Origin of the sequence: Cetobacterium somerae ATCC BAA-474 (assembly GCF_000479045.1) — a bacterium.
In the GTDB taxonomy this organism is placed as follows: domain Bacteria; phylum Fusobacteriota; class Fusobacteriia; order Fusobacteriales; family Fusobacteriaceae; genus Cetobacterium_A; species Cetobacterium_A somerae.
Genome location: NZ_KI518181.1, coordinates 13,960 through 35,618 on the forward strand (window position 1 = coordinate 13,960; position 21,659 = coordinate 35,618).

Sequence of the window (21,659 nt, forward strand, 5' to 3'; positions counted from 1 at the left end):
TGTAAATTTTAACACAGTTAATATAAAAAAAATATATGAAAAATTTAAATATTTATAACACAAAAACTTCTACATAGAACATATTTTGTACTTTTTTTGTAAAAAAAAAGAGTCTAAATAGACTCTTTTTCACTTAGATTTTATTTAATACATTCTTAGTAATTGGACTAAAAATTTTGTTTATCTCCTCTTTATTTGCATCATATCCCTCAACTGAAAGATTACAAATACTTGATATCATAGGTAGTTCTCCTAATAAATCTAATCCGTTCTCTTTTAAGAAGCTATCTGTTGACTCTCCATTGAACAGCTTGATCTTAGTTTCACAACCTGGGCAAACTACATAACTCATATTTTCAACTACTCCAACTACCTCTACATTCATTTGATTTGCCATTTTAACAGCTTTTGCAACAATCATAGATATCATATCTTGAGGTACTGAAACCATCACTATTCCATTTAATGGAATAGATTGCATAACAGTTAAAGCTACATCTCCTGTTCCTGGAGGCATATCTATTACTAAATAATCAAGCTCTCCCCAGATAACATCTTCCCAAAACTGTTTTACAGCTCTTCCCACTATTGGTCCTCTCCATAATACTGGATCGTTTTCATTTTCAACTAAGAAATTTAAAGAGATTACTTTTATTCCATCTTTTGTTACCACTGGATATATATCATTACCTTTTCCTCCAGCTCTCTCTCCACTTAACCCTAATAATCTTGGTATACTTGGTCCTGTTATATCAGCATCCATAATACCTACTTTATATCCTTGATCAGCTAACTGTTTTACTAATAAAGTTGAAACTGTAGACTTCCCTACTCCACCTTTTCCACTCATAACACCTATTACTTTTTTTATTTTATTTGCAGGATTATTAACAATTCCACAACTTGTAGATTCCTTTGAGCATGACCCTTGAGATGGGCATGAATTACAACTTGACATTTTTGTGTCCTCCTTTTAAGTACATAGATTAAGAAAAATTACATTTTCTTATATATGCACATTTTAGTATAGTTTAATTCATTTGTCAATTTCATTTTATAAATTAAAATAGCTAAATAAATTTGAATCTATCTCATATTTTAACTTTAGTTCATACTCTACTAAAGGTTCTCCTTTTTTTCCTACACTCTCTTTAAAACTTAAGACTTTTTCAACCTCTCCTAAATAGAAGAAATTTTCTCCTGATTTTTTCTTTAAAAATACCTCTATTGTGTAACAGTTGTTTGCAATCTTTCCCTCTCCTGTTAAAACACCATTTCTATTAATACATCTATTGCTCTTAGAAAACCAAGTGAATCGTTGCTGATCATAAAATACATTATCATATGCTACAAATGGTAAGGAATCATCTAAAGTTATAAATATTATTACTTTTTTTTGCTCTTCAAATATTGTATAACCACTTACTTGATAACCATTATTAAAATCTAAGTTCAAATTCCAAAAAGCTTGTTGCTTTGTGTACTCTTTATATTTTAATATTGTCTCTTTTGTACTTTGCTTATAATTTTTTAAAACATAATTTAAATTATAATCAATAAGATCATCTATTAACATTTTAAAATAACTATTTTTTTCATAGCTACTTTTAAAGCTCTTTTTTAAACTATATTTTTTTTCTAATTCAATTATAGGTTCAAACTCCTTTATTGTAGATAAGCTTGTAAAAATATCTTTAGATAGATGCTTCATAGCATTTTCAATATTTTCTCTTTGTTCTACTAAAGAGTAATCTCTTTTTAAAATAATTTCTATATCCTCTATAGACACATCTTTATTTAATAATAATGTTTTTAAAATAACCATCTCATGAACTCTTTTACTTGGAGTAAAAATACTTGATAAAAATGTTAGATAATTTTTTTCAACTTTTGAAAGTTCTCCTAAAAATAGTTTAGGTCTCAATGTCTTTAAAATCTCATCATAATCTTTTCTAAACTTTAATATAACACTAGGCTCTATCATATCTCTTTGGAAAAAATCATTAAGTAGAGGTATTCTTCCCAACTGTTTTTCCAAAAGATTAAAATCATGCTCTATATTTTTTTTAGTTGAAAAATTTGTTTTATTTATATTTTCAAAAATTCTTTCTTTTACAATAGTCTCAAATGTTATACTACTCTCCCCTGGAATCATATTTGTTCCATTTATTAGAAATCTTTTCATAAAATCTCTATCAAAACTATTGTTTTGTGATATAGCTGTTGGTATTAAAAAGTTTTTCTCATAGTTTCCTATAAAATCTAATATTACCACATACTCTTTATTTTCACTTTTTCTAAGACCTCTACCAAGCTGTTGAATATATACTATTGAAGACTCAGTTGGTCTTAAAAAAATAACTTGATTTACACATGGTATATCTACACCTTCATTGAATATATCTACAGTTACTATATACTCAAGCTCTCCCTTTTCTAAGCTCTCTATTGTGCTCTCTCTTTCTAAATCGCTACTTTTTCCACTTAAAGCTTTGCTCTTTATACCCTTTTCATTTAATTTTTCTGCTAAAGCCATAGCCTCTTCAACTTTTGATGCAAATATAAGTCCATGAAGTTTATCACCACTATAACCATAATATCTACTTTTTTCAACTATATGATTTACTCTTTCATCTATCACTAAGTTTTTTACTGATGTTTTTTCATCAATCTCTTTACCATCTATAGATATATCTGAGATTCCAAAGTAATGAAAGGGAGATAATAACTCCTCTTTTAAAGCATCATGAAGTCTAATCTCATAAGCTATATTGTGATCAAACAAAGCGTATATATCAAAATCATCACTTCTTTCTGGAGTAGCAGTCATACCTAATAAAAATTTAGGTTTAAAATAGTTTAAGATTTTCTGGTAACTTTTAGCTCCACTATGATGCACTTCATCTACAACTATGTAATCAAACTCTTCTTTTGAAAATAACTCTAAATGTTTATCCTTACTCAATGTTTGAACCATTGCGAAAACTATATCTTTATCTATTAATATATCTTCACCATATATACACATGTTTTTATCTTTCATTATAAGTTCAAAGCTTTTTTTAGATTTTTCAAGTATTGTTTTTCTATGTGCTAAAAATAAAATTTTTTTAGGGTTTGCTGCTTTTACATCAAAAGCACTTAAATATGTTTTTCCTGTTCCCGTAGCACTTATTAGTAATCCTTTATTTTTGTTTTCTCTTAAGAGTTTAAAAGCTTTTAAAGCTTCTATTTGCATTAAGTTAGGTTTAATCTCTATATTTTTTATGGCTCTTTCTTTTTGAAGTTTTACCATCTTTCTATTTAACTCGTATATCTCTTCATACTCTTTAACCATATCTAAAGTCAATTTAGGTAGAGTATTAAAAGTTCTATTAAACTCATCTAGTATCTCATTGGCAATTTTTCCCTTTTCTAAAGAACTCACTTTTAAATTCCATTCAAAATTTACAGTTAAAGCTGTTTGAGTTAAGTTACTACTTCCTACAATTAGTGTCCAAATATCATTTTTTCTAAAAAAGTATCCTTTAGCATGAAACTTTTCATTGCTTAAAAGTTTTACTTCTATATTATTATATGAAAGTAGTTTTTTTAAAGCTTTTGGTTGGGTAAAGTTTAGATAATCCCCTGTTAAAACTTTTCCTTTAACTCCTCTTTTCTCTAACTCCTTTAGCTGCTCTAATATTAAGGAAATCCCTCCCTCTGTTATAAAAGCTACTGAAATTATAAATTCATCACAATTTTCAAGTTCTTTTCTTATATCTGTAACTATCTTTTTCTCTTTATTTGATAAAAGTTTATGTTGATATTCACTTTTTGACTCTATTCCAAAATTAATAGAGCTCGTTTTTAAACTTTCTACTAAGTATTTTTCCATCTCTCACCTTTTATTACATTTAATTTGTATAGTATATTATAACATATTTTTTAAATACAACAATTTAATAAATTCCAGGTCCTATTGGAAGTTCTAAGTGATACCAAATTGTTAATAAAATTATCAATGAAAATAATATAACTATTGAATATGGTAATGTCAGTGAGAATACACTACCAAATCCTGATCCTTCCTCTCCATCTATTTTATCCTTTTCTTGATATTGGTAAAGTAATCCAAGTACAACTGGTAATGCTGGTTGTAATGGTGAGATTATATTAGTTGCTGAATCTCCTATTCTAAAAGCTAATTGAGCATATGCTGGTGAGATTCCTAAAATACTAAACATTGGAACTACCATTGGTGCTAATAAAACCCATTTAGTTGATCCTGAAGTCATTATTGGATTTATCAATGTTGTTATTAAAATTACCATAATTAATAACAAATAGGAATTCATATTTAAATCTTTTAACTGCATCGCTCCTTTTATTGATAACACCTTAAAAATATTAGATTTATTTAAAAGATATATAAAAATAGAAGATGATAATAAAGTTACCATTAATGGAGCAGCTTGAATTACTCCCTCTTGAAATAATTTCGCCACATCCTTTGACGTTTTTATAGCACCTTTTCCTACACCATATGTTATCCCAATAATTGAAAATAGAAAAAATATTATTGTTGTTATTGACGTCATTAATGGAGATGTTGGTAAAAACAATCCTTGAGGATTTCTAAAAAAGCTATTTTGTGGAACCGTTAAAAAAATCATTATTAGAAAAAATATTATTATTGAATAAAAAGAATATTTCAATCCTCTTTCTTCATCTATATTTAACTTAAATTTAGATAAACTATCTAAATCTTCAAATCTTACATCTCTATCTACATATTTTACAATAAATTTTTCTGTAAAAAGTGTTAAAGTTATCGTTAAAACTACTGTAGAAGCAACCATAAAATAGTAGTTGCATAATGGATTTATAACCTCTTCTTTTCCAATGGTTAATAGTGCTTCTTGAGTTATTCCTGCAAGTAAAGCATCTGTTCCCGCTACAAATATATTTGCTGTAAATCCCCCACTAGCTGCAGCAAATCCAACTATTATCCCCAATTTTGGACTTCTTCCAACAGATGAAAACAATATCCCACCCATTGTTATTGCAAAAATTGTTCCTGCATCTGACATAACATTAGCATTAATTGCAGTAAATATTAAAGCTGCTGTTAAATAACTTTTAGGTACTCCTAATAAATATTTTCTCATAAGAGCATTAAAAAAACCTACTTTTTCTACCAATCCTATCGCCATCATCATTAAAAGAACTATTTTTAAAGAAGGAAATCTTATGTATATATCTGGTATTTTTTCGATTAGCTCTCTTAGATGATTGAAACTTAATAAGTTTTCTACTAATATATATTTATTAGACATTAACGTGTCATCTACACCAAACCCAATTTTATTTAAAACATTCGATAATAATAGTATAATTAGTATAAAAATTCCAAATAAGACAAAAGGATGAGGCAATCTATTACCCCATTTTTCAACTATTTTTATTAAACTAAACTCTTTATCTCTCTTACTTATCAATTTTTTTCTCCTTTTTCTACTTAGCAAAAAAAGTTGTATGAGTTATCTCATACAACTTATAATAAGTATACTTTTTTTATTTTATCTTGATATTTGCAGTATTATTCTTGTTACAAACATGGCCAATGCAGCATCTACTAAAGGAACCATTAACAATAATTTATAATACTTTTTTGAAACACCTGATATTATAACTATTCTAGCATAATGTCCAACAAGTGTCCCCATTAAAATAACTGCTGGATATAATATTGTTGCTTGTTCTTGAGTTAATACCCCCTCCTGAAACAGCATCAAACCTGTTGCCGCTCCTGCAGCTTTAGCAAAGAAGGCTGCTATTATAACCAATGCAGCTTCTCCCGGAAGACCGAATACTCCCATAACTGGAGTTAAAATTTTTGCTATAACATCCATTAATCCTGTTGTTCTTAAAAAAACAATTAACGCATATGCTAAAACCATTGCTGGAGCTATTTGCTCTAAAGTTATATTCAGACCTTTTTTGGCTCCTTTCATAAATATCTCTACAACACTTTGCTTATTTTTTACCTGTTCCACTTTTCTTCCCCCTATTATGCCACACATTCAACATTTTTTCTGCTTCTTTTTACAATTAATCTAACTAAATTAGCTCCTACTATTTTCATCACAAACTGAATCATAATAATTCCTCCTAAAGGAAGTAATGAAATTCCTAAAAGTGGTCCTCCAGCTGATATTGTATTTGTTACAACTCCAGATGATGCATATTGGTAAGCTACAAATATTGCTCTTTCTTCCTCTGTTATATATTTATCATCATATAACTCTCTTGTCATTATTGCTCCTACATCTGAAGAAGTAAAAGAACTTACAAAGGCCAACCCAGCACTTCCTGGAATTCCCATTAACGGTCTTAATATTGGACTAAAAAACTTAGATGCTGCATCTAATGCCCCTAACTCTTGAGCTACTGTTATAAGTCCAGATGATAACATTAATGAAGGAGCTAGTGTTAACGCCACTAAAAATCCTTGTCTTGTCCCATCTCCACCTTTTCCTGTAAAGTTAACTTTATCTGTTATTGTTCCAAACTTACCTAAAAGATAGCTAAAGTCAAAAGCTCTTAATGTTTCATGGTCTTTTAATAATCCTGAAAACATAACCATTAATATAAAAAGTGATGTCCATCCTGTTATCGATTTTTTTTGCTCTGCTGTTAACATTTTAATTTTCCCCCTCAAAATTTTCTGGTAATGTTAATATAGTTTTTACAATTAGTTTTGCTCTTTCAACTAGAGAACTTAATACTGCTCTTTCTCTTATTGTATGATTTTCATATCCTTTTACTCCCATTCCACAAAGAGTTGGAATTCCTAATGTAACACTATGAGCTGCATCTGAGCCTCCTCCTAAATAACAAGAATACGGTGTTCCAAATCCTAATTCTTCTGAATTTTTCTTTAATATTTCAAATAATTTTATATTTTTTTCTGTTTGTTCCATTGGATCAGATAACGATATTTGAGTTATTTCTGCAGTTGTTCCTTCAACAAAAGATGTATTTGTTATTTCTGTTAGAAAATTTTTAATTTTTTCTAAATCACTTAACTTTCTAAATCTAACATTAACAGTTAAAGTACAAAATTCAGGTATTGTATTTTGGCTAGTTCCACCTTCTATCACTCCCACATTATAATGTATTGAATTAAAGTCATTATTTTTTTCTATATTGATTGTCTTATATGCAGCTTCCTTTATTGCACTAATTCCATTTTGCGGTTCATTTCCTGAATGAGCTGCTTTTCCCCTTATAGCAATTTTGAAATTTGTAGTCCCTTTTCTTCCTACAACAACTCTCCCGTCAACAAATCCTGTTTCACAATCAATACATGCTTTAAACCCTTTTAACTCATCTAAAAAGAATTGTTTCCCCTCTCCTAATGTATATCTATGGCCTACCTCTTCATCTCCTGAAAAAGCTAACTTAATCATTTTGTCATATCCTATAGAATTTAAAGCACGTGCAACTAAAGTTCCTACTATTACTCCTCCTTTACAATCTAAAACTCCTGGTCCATAAATCATATCATTTTCTATATCTACTTTAACAACCTCTTCTCCAAATAACCCTTTTTTATGTACTGTATCAAGATGCCCTAAAATTGCCATCTCTTTTTCAGTACTTCCATTATTAAAATAAGCTGTTATACTATTTGGACCTTGACTAAATTTATGAATCTTTGTTTCCATCCCATACCCATTTAGCTTTTCCCCTAAAAACTCTACAGCCTGATTTACTCCTTCTGTATCAATTGATGGACTCTCTACTTTACAAAGGTCTATCCATACCTGCTGCATCTCTTTTTCGTTCTCTTCAATAAATTTAAATGCTTTTTCTAAATTGTACTTCATTGTTCCTCCCGTGATATTTTTTATAAAGTGTGTTTTATTTTATATTTATAACTTTTATTAAAACCATTTTTTGTTTAAATGTTAATTTTAAATCTTTATATTCTAAATCTAATCCCAACTTTGGGCCATTTATTGCAAAATATTTCATTAAATTAAAAAGTACTTCTCCTTCATCTTTATACTTTGCTAATTTTATCCAATCCTTAAAAACTCTTTCTTCTTTCCAGATATCAATTTCTACATTGTAAAAATTCTCCTCTTTTATACTTTTTTTCAATTCATTTAACTTCAAAAATTTATTGTGTGAAAAATCTCTTATTTTATCGAAACTATTTTGCAACTCAGCTTCATCATCTTTTTCAGAAGTAATAATATCCACAATAATTAATTCACCAAAATTCTTTAAAACTCTTTTTATCTCTTTTAAAGCTTTTTTTACATCTTTTAAATGATGAAAAGTTAATCTAGTTATAACTGTATCAAAAAAATTATCTTCAAATTTTAAATTATGTGCATCTCCTTTAACTGGAATCACATTTTTTAGATTATTTTCTTGATTTAATATTTCTATTTTTTTTATCATCAAGTCACTTATGTCTACTGCATATACTTCTTTTGCAAACTTTGAAATCTCTCTTGAGACAAATCCAGTTCCTGCACCTAAATCTAAAACTCTTTTTTCTTTATATGGATATCCTTTATTTATAAGTTGAAGAACACTATTTTTCTGATTTATATACTTTGATTCTTCATACTCCTCTGCTTGTTTATCAAAAGACATTTTATTTCGTTCATTATTTATATTACAATAATTTATAAAATCTATATCCAAAGCTTCTAATATTTTTTTCTCAGAATCAAAACTTATTTTTATTCCATTTTCATAACGATTTATAGTTTTTATACTAACTCCTGACATTTTTGCTAATTCTTTTTGAGTTAACTTCTTTTCTTTTCTTACTTGTATAGTTTTTTCATACATATCTTTCTCTTCTCCATCTTTATTGTTATTATTTTAACAATTAAATTTATGATATTGTTCACTTTAGGATATTGTCAACTTTTTTTTACAACACCTTTATTTTCCTTGAATATTTACAATATTATTTTTTTACTGTCGTATAACTGACCTATTTATTATCTCTTAATTTCAAAGAAATTACTATTTTTTTCCTTTTGCAATAAATACCAAAATAGTAGTTATTTAGTTCGCCTTGCAAACACTAGCTTTCCGATTTTCAAAAAATGTGTTTATATATCAAAAAATAAATAAAAAAAGAAAAATTTGGAATATTTATTTTCTTTTACTTTTTTGATATCATTACAGAGTAAGAAACATATCAAAGAAAGTCGGGGGACGAAAGCCATGATAGAAATTAGAGACATTAAATTAGCACAACAAGGAGACGAGGAAGCTACTGAAAAGATTTTCCACGAGTATCAATCTTCAATCTTAAGAAACAATCGTAAATTTTTCTTAAAAGGTGCAGAATCAGACGATTTACTACAAGAAGGTTATATCGGCCTTATGAAAGCGATTAAATCTTATGATGAAACAAAAAACGCATGTTTTAACACTTTTGCAAATCTATGTATTAGAAGACAGATTATAACAGCTGTAAAAACACATAGTTCTGCTAAATATCAAAACTTAAACTCTGCTGTTATGGGAGAAGAGTATGTTGGATTTGAAGAAGTTACTAAGTATAACGCTCCATCTATAAACTTCTATAATCCTGAAGAGATTGTTTTAGGAAAAGAGTTAGTTAAACTTTTAGAAAATTTCTTAGTTGAAAATTTAAGTGATTTAGAGAAAAAAGTGTTCTATTATTTATGTAAAGAGTATTCATATATTGAAATTGCTGAAACATTAGATGAAACTCCAAAGAAAATAGACAACACTATTCAAAGAATTAAAAAGAAAATACTAAACTATTTAGGAACTTATGTTGAAAAATAGTTATTAAAATAAAAAAGCGGCTCACAATAAAAGTGAGCTGCTTTTTTTTACTTTATCTTTTTTAAAATTATTGAAATAAAAGATAATGGGAACATCCATAAAATGTTATAACCCCAAACATATAAAATATCTCTTATAGTTATTGATTCAACTAGCCAGCCAAAATATGTCATAAATACAACAAAAATTTGGGTTAAAACTATTGCTGAAAATAATTTCCATTGAGGAAATGGCTTTGTAAAAAACCACCCTGAACGTCTTGTTATAAATAGTAATAGATGTCCCCCAACAACTAATTGTAAAAATACTAATGTTTGTAATTGACTAAAACTTGTTATCTGACTCCACCCTTTATCAGCCCATACAACAAGAGCAATACTTTGAACAACAGATATAATTCCTAAAACAAAACTAACTGTGAAAACTCTCTTTTTATTCCAAATAGATGGACCTGAACTTATCTCTGCATTATCATAAGCTATTGTCATTATTGGGATATCATCTAATAAAGCTAAAGATACAAGCATTATTGCTGTTAATGGAAAAAAAGAATCTCCATCTGTTGGAACAACTCTATGAATTAGATACTTTCCAATTAGTGTTACAATAACGGAAAATATCATAATATTAATTGTCATTGCTATACGATAATATATGTAGCTCATCATTCTTGAAAATATTTTCTTAGCTTCATTTACAGCGTTCTCTATTACACTTAATCCTGGATTAGTTAAAATTAGTGCTGCTGCAGCTCTAGCTGCATCTGTCGCTCCTGAAACAGCAATTCCACAATCAGCTTGTTTAAGTGCTGGTGAATCATTAACACCATCACCTGTCATTGCACAAATATGACCTTTAGACTGCAAAACTTTTACAATTTCATATTTATGCTGTGGAAATACCTCTGCAAATCCGCTAGCTTCCTCTACTTGCTTTTGCATCTTTGACGTTATTGTCATATTTTTATCATCTGTTCCAAAAACATCTGTTGCCAATAAAATATTGTCTCCTATTCCTAACTGGTTAGCAACTTCCTTTGCAATATTTTGGCTATCTCCTGTTATCATTTTTACATCTATTCCCTCAGCTTTCAAAGCTTGAACAGTTGATTTACTATCAACTCTTAAAGGATCTGCCAAAGAGAATGTTCCCATATAGCTCCATGTTTCTCCATCACCAATTGCAAGTCCTAAAGATTTAAATCCATGAGATGCTAATTCATCTATTTTGTCTTGAATATTTTTTAAATTATCCCCAACTAACTTGCACATTTCAACTATAACTTGTGGAGCTCCTTTTACTATATGAAATGTTTTCCCATCTTTTTCTACTACTGCTTCTACCCTTTTTATAACTGGATTAAAAGGTATAAATTTATCTATTTTATAGCTAGACAAAGAATCTTTAGACTTTAGAAAATTTTTAATAGCTAAATCTATAACATCCTCCCCTTTAGGATCAGAGGCTAAAACTCCATATGTTGTCATGAGTTCACTCGTTATTCCCTCAACTGGAAAAACTCCAGCTACACTTAATTTATTTTGAGTTAATGTTCCTGTTTTATCACTACAAAGAACATTTACACTTGCTAAGGCTTCTATAGAATTTAACTTAGAAACTATAGCTTTCATCTTTGATAGTTGTAAAGCTCCTAAAGCTATCGTTACAGATATAACCGCTGGCATTGCCACTGGGATAGTTGCAACCATTAAAACCAATACTGTTTTTACTATTCTTAAAATAGTTACTTGATCTAAAGGTCTTATTAAAATCAATTGGAATGTTACTAAAATTATTGAAAGAACTACAGCTCCAATTATTAAAAAATTACCTACAGATGTTATTTCACCTGTTAACTGACTCTTAGCTCCTGCCTCAGCCACTAATTTTGCCGTTTTACCAAAATATGTATTTACACCAGTTGCAGTTACAACGACTATTACACTTCCCTCTTTAGCTATAGATCCTGAATATACTACGTCCTGTATATTTTTTGTAACTGGTAAACTTTCACCTGTTAGGGCCGATTGATCAACTGTTAAATAATCTCCACTTAATATTTGAGCATCAGCAGGAACTACATTCCCTAAAGCAATTGCAACAATGTCACCCACAACTAAGTCTGAAGCTGGAATCTCTTGCCATTTAGAGTCTCTTAAAACATTAGCTTTTAATGCTAAATCATTCTTCAATGCTGCCAAGGCATCCTGTGCGCTTTTATCTTGTCTCCATCCAATAAAGGCATTTAGTAGTAATAATAACAATATAATTATAAAATCCTTTATATCCATTGTTATTAATGAAAGTACAATTGCAGCTTCTATCATCCAAGGAATAGGTCCCCAAAAATACGGCATTAATTTTTGTAAAAGAGTTACTTTTTTCTCCTCTAATGCATTTTTTCCATCTCTTAACAATCTTTTTTGTGCTTCTGAAGTATTCAATCCATTTTTCTCATCTGTTTCCAATTTTTTCAACAAATCATCATTTGAGATTTTATCCATAAATTCATCCTCCTAGTCATCTTTTAAGCTCCAATACTCTGAAATTTCATGCAATGATTTTCCTTTTGTCTCTGGTATTGTAAATACTAAAATAAAAAATATAAATCCAAAAACTGAGTAGATAAAAAATATTGAAGACCCTTTAAAAATTCTATTTAAAAAAATACTGTTTGCTATAATTGGAAGTGTCCATGATACTAAAAAATCACTAGCCCAGTTTACAATTCCTGCAAATCCAAGACTATATGCTCTTAAAGGAGTTGGTGATAACTCTCCTATATATAAAAATCTAATTGCTCCAGCTGAAAAGTTGTATGAAAATATAAATAGGTATACTAAATAGACAAGAAGCATTGAGTAGGAGCTTAAATATATATGTACTCCTATTATAAATAATGATGCGGACATGATGAAAGTTCCTATAAATAACAAAGTCTTTCTTCCGAATTTATCTACAGTTAACATTGATACTAAAGATCCTATAGTAAAAAAGACACCATTTATTATACTTTGGTAAAATGCTGTATTAGGTCCTTCTGGCATAATCTTTCTAAAAATATCTGAAGAGTAATAAATCAATGGATTTATTCCACAAAGCTCTGTTAATGCTGCCATAAAAAATGATATAAATATAAGTTTTTTTAATTTCCCACTTTTTTCCATTTGGTGTTCTATATTTTTACTTTCATCATCATTTCTATTGTACTTACTATGTGTTTCTATAAATTTGTCACAATCAATATCTGGCCAAATATCTTGCATTATTTTTTTAGCTTCATCATCTCTGTTCTTCATTAAATACCAAACTGGACTATGAACAATATAAAATAAAAAAATTAAGTATATTGCAACTACAACAATCTCTGTTCCATAAATTGTTTTCCACATCCATAAGTTATCTTGAATAATATTTTGATATTTTAACATATTAAAAGTTACAAAGTATCCTAAGATTATCCCTAATCCAGTTGTAAATTGTAATATTGATCCCAATCCACCTCTTATACTAGGAGGAGAAATCTCTGTGATATAGGACGGTTCTGAAGAAAATAACAGTCCCATACCTGCTCCTGCTATACCTCTACATAGTAGAAATAATTGAAATTTATCACCAAATAAATATACACCTATTGCTCCTATTAACATAAAAATAGTTCCTATAATTAAAGCTCTTTTTCTTCCAAGCTCATCATTTATTTTTCTTGTAAAAATACTTCCTAAAACTGCTCCTACTATAAAAACTGATAATGCAAATCCTTCCCATGCTGAATTAAGATTAAAATGTGTGGCTACATTAGTTATCGTTCCTCCTGATATTCCCATATCATAACCTAAAACAAATCCAGCGCTTCCTGCAATAAAAGCTGAAATTATGGCTTTTTTATACTTCATACCCGGCCCTCCTTTTCTCAAAATTTATTATCTAAATAATAATTTTGATATGAGAACTCTTTTTCATCCTTATTAGGTTTTATCACAGAGTATGTTCCATCTTCGTTTTCTTTCCATCTCTTCATATTATCCTTTAGGATATTTTCAAAATACAAATCTAGTTGTTGTCTATTTTTACTATTTTTTACAGGAAACATAAGCTCTACTCTTCGTTCTAAATTTCTAGTCATCCAATCTGCACTTGATAAAAAGTATTCTTTCTCTCCATTATTTTCAAAAATATAAACTCTGTTATGCTCTAAAAATCTTCCAACTATACTATAAACTTCTATATTTTCGCTCATATTTTTAACTCCAGGTAATAAACAACATGCTCCTCTAACAATTAAAACTATTTTTACTCCTGCATTTGAAGCATCATAAAGTTTATCTATCATACTTTCATCTGTTAATCCATTCATTTTAGCAATAATTCTTGCTTTTTTTCCTTTTAAAGCATTACTTATCTCTCTATCTACAAGTTTTTTAAATCGCTCTTCTAACTCTTGCGGTCCCACCCCAATCTCTTTCCAGTTTTGTCTTTCCTGTGGACTTATTAAATTAGAAAATAGATTGGAAATATCTTCACCAATTCCTTCATCTGCTGTAAATAAAGAGATATCAACATAAGGTGCTTTATAGTAGTTTCCAGTTCCTAACTGAACATATCTTCTTATTTTTTCATTTTCTTTTCTTAAAATTAAAAGAGTTTTTCCGTGAACTTTTAAATCTTTTATTCCATAAATTACATGACATCCCACTCTTTCCAATTTTTTAGCCCACTCTATATTATCTCCCTCATCAAATCTGGCCTTAGCTTCAACTAATACTGTAACTTGTTTCCCTTTTTTACAAGCTTTTTCTAGTGCATCAATTATTGGCGAGTCATGATGTTTTACTCTATATAAAGTTTGTTTTATACCTAATACATCTGGATCATCTGCTGCTGTATCAATTAGCTCTGTAACTGCTTCAAAAGACTCATAAGGATGTAGTAACAATTTATCTTTTTTCTTTAAAGTTTCAAATATATTTTCTCCCTTCATCTTCTTTAAAAATTTTTCATTTAATGATTCATATCTATATTTTTCATACCCTTTTAATCCCTCTATTGTCCATAGAAAATCTAAGTTTATAGGTCCTGATATTTCATATATCTCTGTTGTTAAAAGACTAAAGTTTTTTGTAATAAAATCCTTCATCTCTTTAGATAATTTTCTATCATATTCAATTCTAATAACTTCACCCCACTCCCTCTCCTCTAATTGATCTTCAACTTCTTTTATTATATCTGCATTTACTTTTGAATCCTCTAAAATCTCTACACCTTCATCTCTTGTTAATCTAAAAATTCCAATCTCTTTTATTTCAAAATCTTCTAATTGAGAACTTAAATTACCTTTTATTAATTCCTCTATTAAAATAAAATGATTTTTATCCTCTTCGAGTTTTATAACTCTTTCAAACTCTCCTCTTAATTCAACCATAATAACTTTTTTTTCTTTTGTTTTTTTCTTTTCAATCATTCCTAATAAAACTAAATTTCCAGAAGCTATTCTTGGTATCGGATGAAATGGGTCAATCTCAATTATTTCTAATATTGGCTGAATCAATCTATTAAAATAATCATCTGCTAACTCTTTCTCTTTTTTACTTAAATTTAAATACTCTTTTATTTCAATATCTGTTTCTTTTTTTAAATCCTTTAAATATAAACTATACTCATTATAAATATTATCCACCATTTTTTTTATGGAATTATAAATTTTTTCTCTCTCTTTTTTTTCTCTTTTTTTAGGTATTCTAACCATGAAAAATTCATCTAAATTTGTTGATGCTATTGCTAAAAACATAGCTCTTTCTAAAAGTGGATTTCTTCCAGATTTTGATTCATATACTACCCTACTATTAAACTCTAACCAACTTAAGTCCCTATTATAAAGTTCTTTTTTCTTTTCTTTCATAATAAACCTCCTAAGTATTTATTTAAACAGATATAGAAAATATCTCTTACCTTTCCTTTGTTTTTAATTCATTTTTTCTGCTATCTTTAAATAGTTATCTCAAAGTATATTCTAAAGTAAGTCAAGATTTTAATTGACAAATGTAAAATTTTCGGATATTATTACTGTGTAAATTGAATAAAGTTGTACTTTAGTGCAACATGGCGCCCACAAGAGACTCATTAGGTTGTTTTATAACAGCTCATCTTGCTAGGGTGAAGTGTATCGTTAGCAAAGGTAATCCTAGGATTACCTTTTTTTATTTATTATTTTTTATCAGGAGGAATTTTATTATGGATCACAAACTTTACTTAAGAAGATGTATTGAAATTGCAGATGAAGCAGTTGCTAGTGGAAATAATCCATTTGGAGCACTTCTAGTAGATTCTAAAGGAGATATTATCGTAGAATCTGGAAATATCGAAATTACTGAAAAAGATTGTACAGGTCATGCTGAAACAACAGTTATGAGGAAAGCTACTAAACTTTATTCTAAGGAGTTTTTATGGGATTGTACTCTTTACACAACTGCTGAGCCTTGTTGTATGTGTACTGGAGCTATCTATTGGGGAAATGTTGGAAGAGTAGTATTTGGAATAACAGAAAAGCAACTTCTTGAGCTTACTGGTAGCCATGAGAAAAACCCTACCTTTGACGTTCCGTGTAGAGAGGTTTTAGCTAAAGGACAAAAAAATATCGAAGTTATCGGTCCAATTAATGATGTTGATTTACAAGAGGAGATAGTTAAGATACATAGAACTTTCTGGAAATAGATTGTTTAGTATAAAGTTGATAATAGGGATCAAATGTTTCTACAGGCAGCCGTAAATTGCCTACTACTAAAAAAATCGGAGGAATTCAAAACAATGGAAAAAGTATTAAATCAAAATGTTAAAACTAGAGCTTATGATAAAATAGATAGTTATTTTCAAATAAGTGAAAGAGATAGTAGCTTAAAAAGAGAAATTTTAGGTGGATTTACAACATTTTTAACAATCTCTTATGTTATTTTTGTTAATCCAACTATTCTTGCATTAACTGGTATGGATAAAGGTGCACTTGTTACTGTTACATGTTTAGCTACAGCTATTGGATCTATTTTAGGGGGAGTTTTAGGTAATGTTCCTATCGCTCTTGCACCGGGTATGGGATTAAATGCCTTTTTTACCTTTACTCTTGTTATGGGAAATGGCTTAAGTTGGCAAGACTCTCTTGGTATTGTTTTTCTATCTGGAGTTTTCTATTTAGTTTTAGCTTTTGGAGGAATAAGAGAAAAAATAATTAGTGCTATTCCTAAAAGCTTGGGTATAGCTTCTACTGTTGGAATTGGACTTTTCTTATCTTTAATCGGTTTAAAAAGTATGGGTGTAGCTATTCCTAATGCTAGTACTCTTGTAGCTTTTGGAAAGATTACAACACCTGTTGCACTGTCTATTTTGGGATTATTTTTAATGTTTATATTTGATTTAAAAAAAGTTAGAGGTGGAATGCTTATTAGTATAGCTATTGTTTCACTGTTAGGAGTAATCTTTGGGGAGGTTTCTCTTCCTAGTATGATTTTATCATCTCCACCTAGCATAGCTCCTGTTGCAATGAAACTTAATATTATTAATGTTTTAAGACCATCTCTTCTTGGAGCTATATTCTCATTTATGTTCATAGATCTTTTTGACTCTTTAAGTGTTCTTTTATCTTGCTATAAAGAGATTCCTTTTAGAAATGAAGAGGAAAGAAAAAAAGGTCTTGGAAGAATGCTTTATGCTGATGTTATCTCAACTATGATTGGTTCTTTACTTGGAACAAGTACAGTTACTACTTATGGTGAGTCTGTTGCTGGTATTACAGCTGGAGCTAGAACAGGTTTAGCTTCAATTGTTACAGGTTTATTATTTTTACTTTCACTTTTTGTTTCACCTTTAGTTGAAAGTGTTCCTGTATTTGCTGTTGCTCCATCTTTAGTTATTGTTGGAATTTTTATGTTTAGAAAAGTTTCATATTTAAACTTTAAGGATATGAAAGAGGCTATACCAGCTTTTATGACAATTATTCTTATGCCTATGACTCACAGTATTGCCATTGGTTTAAGTTTTGGATTTATTTCTTACATTATCATTAATGTAGTTTGTAAAGAGTATGATAAAATTTCTAAAACTCTTTGGATTATTGGAATTTTATCTTTTGTTAATATAATTTTATAAATCTAAAGGAATTTTTTATTTAAGTTAGTAAAGTAGATTGAGTAGCGGGTACTCCTTATGGTGTACCCGCTAAATTTTTAAGGGGGTTATATAATATGAAAAATCAGATATTTGAAACTTTAAAACCTTACCTTGGAAAAGTAATCTCTGCATTAACTCTTAAATCTACAGAATCTGTAATCGATTTGACTCTTCCTCTTATTATGGCTGATATTATCGATAAAGGTGTTATGAAACAAGATATTAATTATGTTATATCTAGAGGGTTATTTATGATAGTAGTTGCCACCTTAGGTTATATTAGTGCAATTATTTGTAACTACTATTCTATTCAAGCTTCTCAAGGTTTTGGAAAAGATTTAAGAGAAAAAATTTTTATAAAGATACAAGGCTTTAACTTCAATCAATTAAATCGTTTCACCCAAGCTTCTCTTATAACTAGAGTTACTCAAGATGTAACCCAAATAGTTATGACCTCTTATATGTGCATGAGAATGGTTGTTAAAGGACTCGTCACAGGTATAGGAGCTGTTATTATGTCATTTATAATCAATCCCTCCCTTTCTACAATACTTCTTATTATAGTTCCTACAACTGTCTATCTAACATATTTTTATATGAAAAAATCTATTCCACTTTATACTGAGCTTCAAATAAGACTTGATAAACTTACACAAATAATAAGAGAAAATTTAGTTGGAATTAGGGTTATAAAAGCTCTTGTTAGAGAAGGAGTTGAAAAGAAAAAATTTGAAGATAGAAACACTAGCTTTGCTGAAAAAAATATAGAGTCACAAAATCTTATAGACTCTAGAAGTCCATTTATAGCTCTACTTTTAAACTTAGGTGTTTGTGCCATTCTTTGGTTTGGTGGACAAAAAATAAGCTTAGGTTCAATAAAGGTGGGAGAGGTTGTCGCTTTTGTTAACTATATGAGTATGATTCTTTTCTCTCTCAATGCTCTATCTTTTCTTTTTAGTCTTTTAAGTAAAACAGTTGTCTCTTCTGAAAGAATCAACGAAGTTTTAGAAGAATCTACTGAAATTTCTGAAGAAAATGAAGTTTCAAAAGATATAAATTCTAATTTTACAATAGAATTTAAAGATGTATATTTTTCCTATGAGAAAACCTCTCCTTGGGTTTTAGAAAATCTAAACTTTAAAATAAAAAAAGGTGAAATTGTCTCTATAATAGGTGGAGTTGGTTCTGGTAAAAGTACTCTTATAAATTTGATTCCACGATTTTATGATGTTTCTAAGGGTTCTGTTTTAGTTGATGGAATAGATGTTAAAAAGTATAATCTTAAAATTTTAAGAGAGAAAATAGGCCTTGTTATGCAAAAAACCTTCCTTTTCTCTCAAAGTATTGAGGATAATGTAAGATGGGGAAAACCTATAGCTTCTCAAAATGAAATTGAAACTATAGTGGAAAAATCTCAAGGAAGTGAATTTATTAATAATCTTCCTGAAAAATATAAAACTAAAGTTGCTAAAGGAGGAATGAATTTTTCAGGAGGACAAAAACAAAGAATCTCTATAGCTCGAACTTTAATTAAAGAGTGTGAAATTTTAATTTTTGATGATAGTTTTAGTGCTCTAGATTTTATAACAGAAGCCAAATTAAAAAAAGAGATTTTAAGTTTAAAAAGAGATAAAACAATTATAATAATCTCTCAAAGAATATCCTCTATTAAGAATTCTGATAAAATAATTGTTTTAGATAATGGAAAAATATGTGGCATCGGTACCCATAAAGAACTTTTAAAATATTGTGAAATTTATAAGGAGATTTGCCAATCTCAAGAAATCTGTTCTAAAGAGGGTGAGTCTTATGAAAATAAAAAATAAAATTTTGAAAAACCTACTTCCGTATCTTTTAGAACATAGAAAAAAATTAATTACTTTAAGCTTTATTGCCATCTTAGGAAATGGATTAACTTTAATAGGTCCATATCTCATTGGAAAAGGAATAAATATACTTAAGCTTCAAATGTCTCACACAGATATTATATCCCTAGGAAAAATAACTTTACTTCTCGGAACAGTATATACTCTTGGAGCTTTTTTAACTTTTATACAAAATATAACAATGAATAGAATCTCTCAACAAATAGTTTGGCGTATGAGAAAAGAAAGCTTTGAAAAACTTCATAAATTTTCTTTAAAGTTTTTTGATAATAATTCTCATGGAAATATCATTAGCATAATGATTAATGATATTGATAATATAAGCAGTTCTATTTCACAAATTGGAACTCAAGTTGTTGTTAGCATTCTTACTATTATTATAACTTTAGGAATTATAACTTATATAAGTCCCACACTTACACTTGTACAGATAATCTTAGTTTTTGTAACTGGAGGTTTTCTACGAAAATTAACTCTTAAAAGTCGTGAAAAAATGAGAGAACAGCAAAGATACTTAGGAGAATTAAGTGGATATGTAGAGGAGATGCTCATGGGAGAAGCTGAAGTTAAATCCTTTACTTATGAAGAAAATGCTATTAAAAATTTTAAAAGTCTCAATGAAAAATATAAGGAGAATGCTATTAAAGCATATTTTTTTACAGGTTTTAGTTATCCCTCTTTAAACTATATAGGAAATATAGGATATGCTCTTATAGTACTTATTGGATCTATTTTTATTTTAAATAATGAAATTACCTTAGGTGGTCTTTCCAGTTTTATAATCTATTCTAGAATGTTTAACCGACCAATAGCTAATATCTCAGATGTTTATAGTATTATTCAAACTGTTCTTGTTAGTGCTGAAAGATTCTTCACTTTAGTCAACCAAGATGAAGAAAAGGAAACAGGAGATAAAAAAGTAATTCTAGAGCAAGCAAAGGGTGATATACAATTTATAGATGTAACATTTGGATATCAAAAAGAACAAAAGATTATTGACAAATTTACCTTTGAAGCTAAACCTGGAAATATGATTGCAATAGTTGGACCTACTGGAGCTGGAAAAACTACTATAACTAATCTTTTAATGAGATTTTACGATATTGATTCTGGTAAAATTATAATTGATGGAATAGATATAAGAAGGTATTCAAGAGGTGAACTGAGAAAACTCTTCGGAATGGTGCTTCAGGATACTTGGATTTTCACGGGCACTATTAAAGAAAACATAGTTTATGGAAATGAAAATGTTACTGAGGCAGAGATTATAAATGCAGCAAAACTAGCTTGTGCTCATGATTTTATTATAAAACTATCTCAAGGTTATGAAACAAAAATTAGTGAAGATAATATAACTTTATCCCAAGGTCAAAAACAACTTATTACTATAGCTCGTGCTATTTTAAGAAATCCTCGATTTCTTATTTTAGATGAAGCTACAAGTGGGGTAGATACAAGAACAGAGATGAGACTTCAAAAAGCTATGGAAAACTTGATTCATGGAAGAACTAGCTTTGTCATAGCACATCGTTTATCTACTATAAAAAGTGCTAATCTTATTTTAGTTATAAAAGATGGAAAAATAGAGGAGCAAGGTACACATAAAAAACTCATGGATAAAAAAGGATTCTATTATACAATGTTTAACGAACAATATACAAATTAAAAAAGCAGTTAGTTTTTACTAACTGCTTTTTATATATTCTTATTTTTGAAAAACTTTTTTCAATATTTTTAAAATTAAAATTTTACTTTTTATTTATAATGTGATAAAATTAACAA

General features: G+C 28.7%; 15 protein-coding genes and 1 riboswitch. Of the genes, 5 read left to right on the forward strand and 10 right to left on the reverse strand.

Annotated elements, in window-relative coordinates:
* Positions 1-133: 133 nt before the first annotated feature.
* The 7 genes from HMPREF0202_RS09705 to HMPREF0202_RS09735 form a co-directional block, all read right to left on the reverse strand.
* Entirely contained in the window at positions 134-958 is an 825-nt protein-coding gene (locus tag HMPREF0202_RS09705; RefSeq protein WP_023050635.1) for an Mrp/NBP35 family ATP-binding protein, read from the reverse strand.
* Positions 959-1,054: 96 nt separating this feature from the next.
* Positions 1,055-3,877, reverse strand: a complete 2,823-nt coding sequence (locus tag HMPREF0202_RS09710; RefSeq protein WP_023050636.1) for a DEAD/DEAH box helicase — start codon at positions 3,875-3,877, stop codon at positions 1,055-1,057.
* A gap of 64 nt (positions 3,878-3,941) precedes the next feature.
* Entirely contained in the window at positions 3,942-5,480 is a 1,539-nt protein-coding gene (locus tag HMPREF0202_RS09715) for an AbgT family transporter (protein ID WP_040407155.1), read from the reverse strand.
* Positions 5,481-5,561: 81 nt separating this feature from the next.
* Complete coding sequence (locus HMPREF0202_RS09720) at positions 5,562-6,038, reverse strand: nucleoside recognition domain-containing protein (RefSeq protein ID WP_040407157.1); 477 nt, start codon at positions 6,036-6,038, stop codon at positions 5,562-5,564.
* A 14-nt stretch (positions 6,039-6,052) separates the two neighbouring features.
* On the reverse strand, positions 6,053-6,685 hold the full coding sequence (locus tag HMPREF0202_RS09725; protein ID WP_023050639.1) for a nucleoside recognition domain-containing protein: 633 nt from the start codon (positions 6,683-6,685) through the stop codon (positions 6,053-6,055).
* A gap of 1 nt (position 6,686) precedes the next feature.
* Positions 6,687-7,874: a M20/M25/M40 family metallo-hydrolase gene (locus HMPREF0202_RS09730; protein WP_023050640.1), complete on the reverse strand. Its 1,188-nt coding sequence runs from the start codon at positions 7,872-7,874 to the stop codon at positions 6,687-6,689.
* A gap of 34 nt (positions 7,875-7,908) precedes the next feature.
* Positions 7,909-8,856 (reverse strand): methyltransferase domain-containing protein, encoded by a 948-nt coding sequence (locus tag HMPREF0202_RS09735; RefSeq protein WP_023050641.1) that lies wholly within the window; start codon positions 8,854-8,856, stop codon positions 7,909-7,911.
* A gap of 384 nt (positions 8,857-9,240) precedes the next feature.
* Between HMPREF0202_RS09735 and HMPREF0202_RS09740 the strand changes: the two genes are divergently transcribed.
* On the forward strand, positions 9,241-9,834 hold the full coding sequence (locus tag HMPREF0202_RS09740) for a sigma-70 family RNA polymerase sigma factor (protein ID WP_040407159.1): 594 nt from the start codon (positions 9,241-9,243) through the stop codon (positions 9,832-9,834).
* Positions 9,835-9,881: 47 nt separating this feature from the next.
* On the opposite strand, the gene HMPREF0202_RS09745 is transcribed toward HMPREF0202_RS09740, so the two are convergent.
* Genes HMPREF0202_RS09745 through ppk1 form a run of 3 tightly spaced genes read right to left on the reverse strand, consistent with a single transcriptional unit; the run spans position 9,882 to position 15,733 of the window.
* Complete coding sequence (locus tag HMPREF0202_RS09745) at positions 9,882-12,338, reverse strand: plasma-membrane proton-efflux P-type ATPase (RefSeq protein WP_023050643.1); 2,457 nt, start codon at positions 12,336-12,338, stop codon at positions 9,882-9,884.
* Between the two features lie 12 nt (positions 12,339-12,350).
* Positions 12,351-13,730, reverse strand: coding sequence for a sugar porter family MFS transporter (locus HMPREF0202_RS09750; protein ID WP_040407161.1), 1,380 nt, complete (start codon positions 13,728-13,730; stop codon positions 12,351-12,353).
* Positions 13,731-13,747: 17 nt separating this feature from the next.
* Positions 13,748-15,733: a polyphosphate kinase 1 gene (gene ppk1 / locus HMPREF0202_RS09755; RefSeq protein WP_023050645.1), complete on the reverse strand. Its 1,986-nt coding sequence runs from the start codon at positions 15,731-15,733 to the stop codon at positions 13,748-13,750.
* Positions 15,734-16,065: 332 nt separating this feature from the next.
* On the opposite strand from ppk1, the gene HMPREF0202_RS09760 reads away from it, so the two are divergent.
* The 4 genes from HMPREF0202_RS09760 (at position 16,066) to HMPREF0202_RS09775 (ending at position 21,543) form a co-directional block, all read left to right on the forward strand.
* The gene (locus HMPREF0202_RS09760) at positions 16,066-16,545 is read left to right on the forward strand and encodes a nucleoside deaminase (protein ID WP_040407163.1); all 480 of its coding nucleotides are present in this window, start codon (positions 16,066-16,068) and stop codon (positions 16,543-16,545) included.
* Positions 16,532-16,631: riboswitch (purine riboswitch) on the forward strand. Its footprint overlaps the gene before it by 14 nt.
* Before the next feature lie 7 nt (positions 16,632-16,638).
* Positions 16,639-17,970 (forward strand): NCS2 family permease, encoded by a 1,332-nt coding sequence (locus tag HMPREF0202_RS09765; protein ID WP_051364157.1) that lies wholly within the window; start codon positions 16,639-16,641, stop codon positions 17,968-17,970.
* Positions 17,971-18,065: 95 nt separating this feature from the next.
* Positions 18,066-19,817, forward strand: a complete 1,752-nt coding sequence (locus HMPREF0202_RS09770) for an ABC transporter ATP-binding protein (RefSeq protein WP_023050648.1) — start codon at positions 18,066-18,068, stop codon at positions 19,815-19,817.
* Positions 19,801-21,543 (forward strand): ABC transporter ATP-binding protein, encoded by a 1,743-nt coding sequence (locus HMPREF0202_RS09775; RefSeq protein WP_023050649.1) that lies wholly within the window; start codon positions 19,801-19,803, stop codon positions 21,541-21,543. Before HMPREF0202_RS09770 ends, HMPREF0202_RS09775 begins: the two co-directional genes overlap by 17 nt.
* Positions 21,544-21,659: the final 116 nt, after the last annotated feature.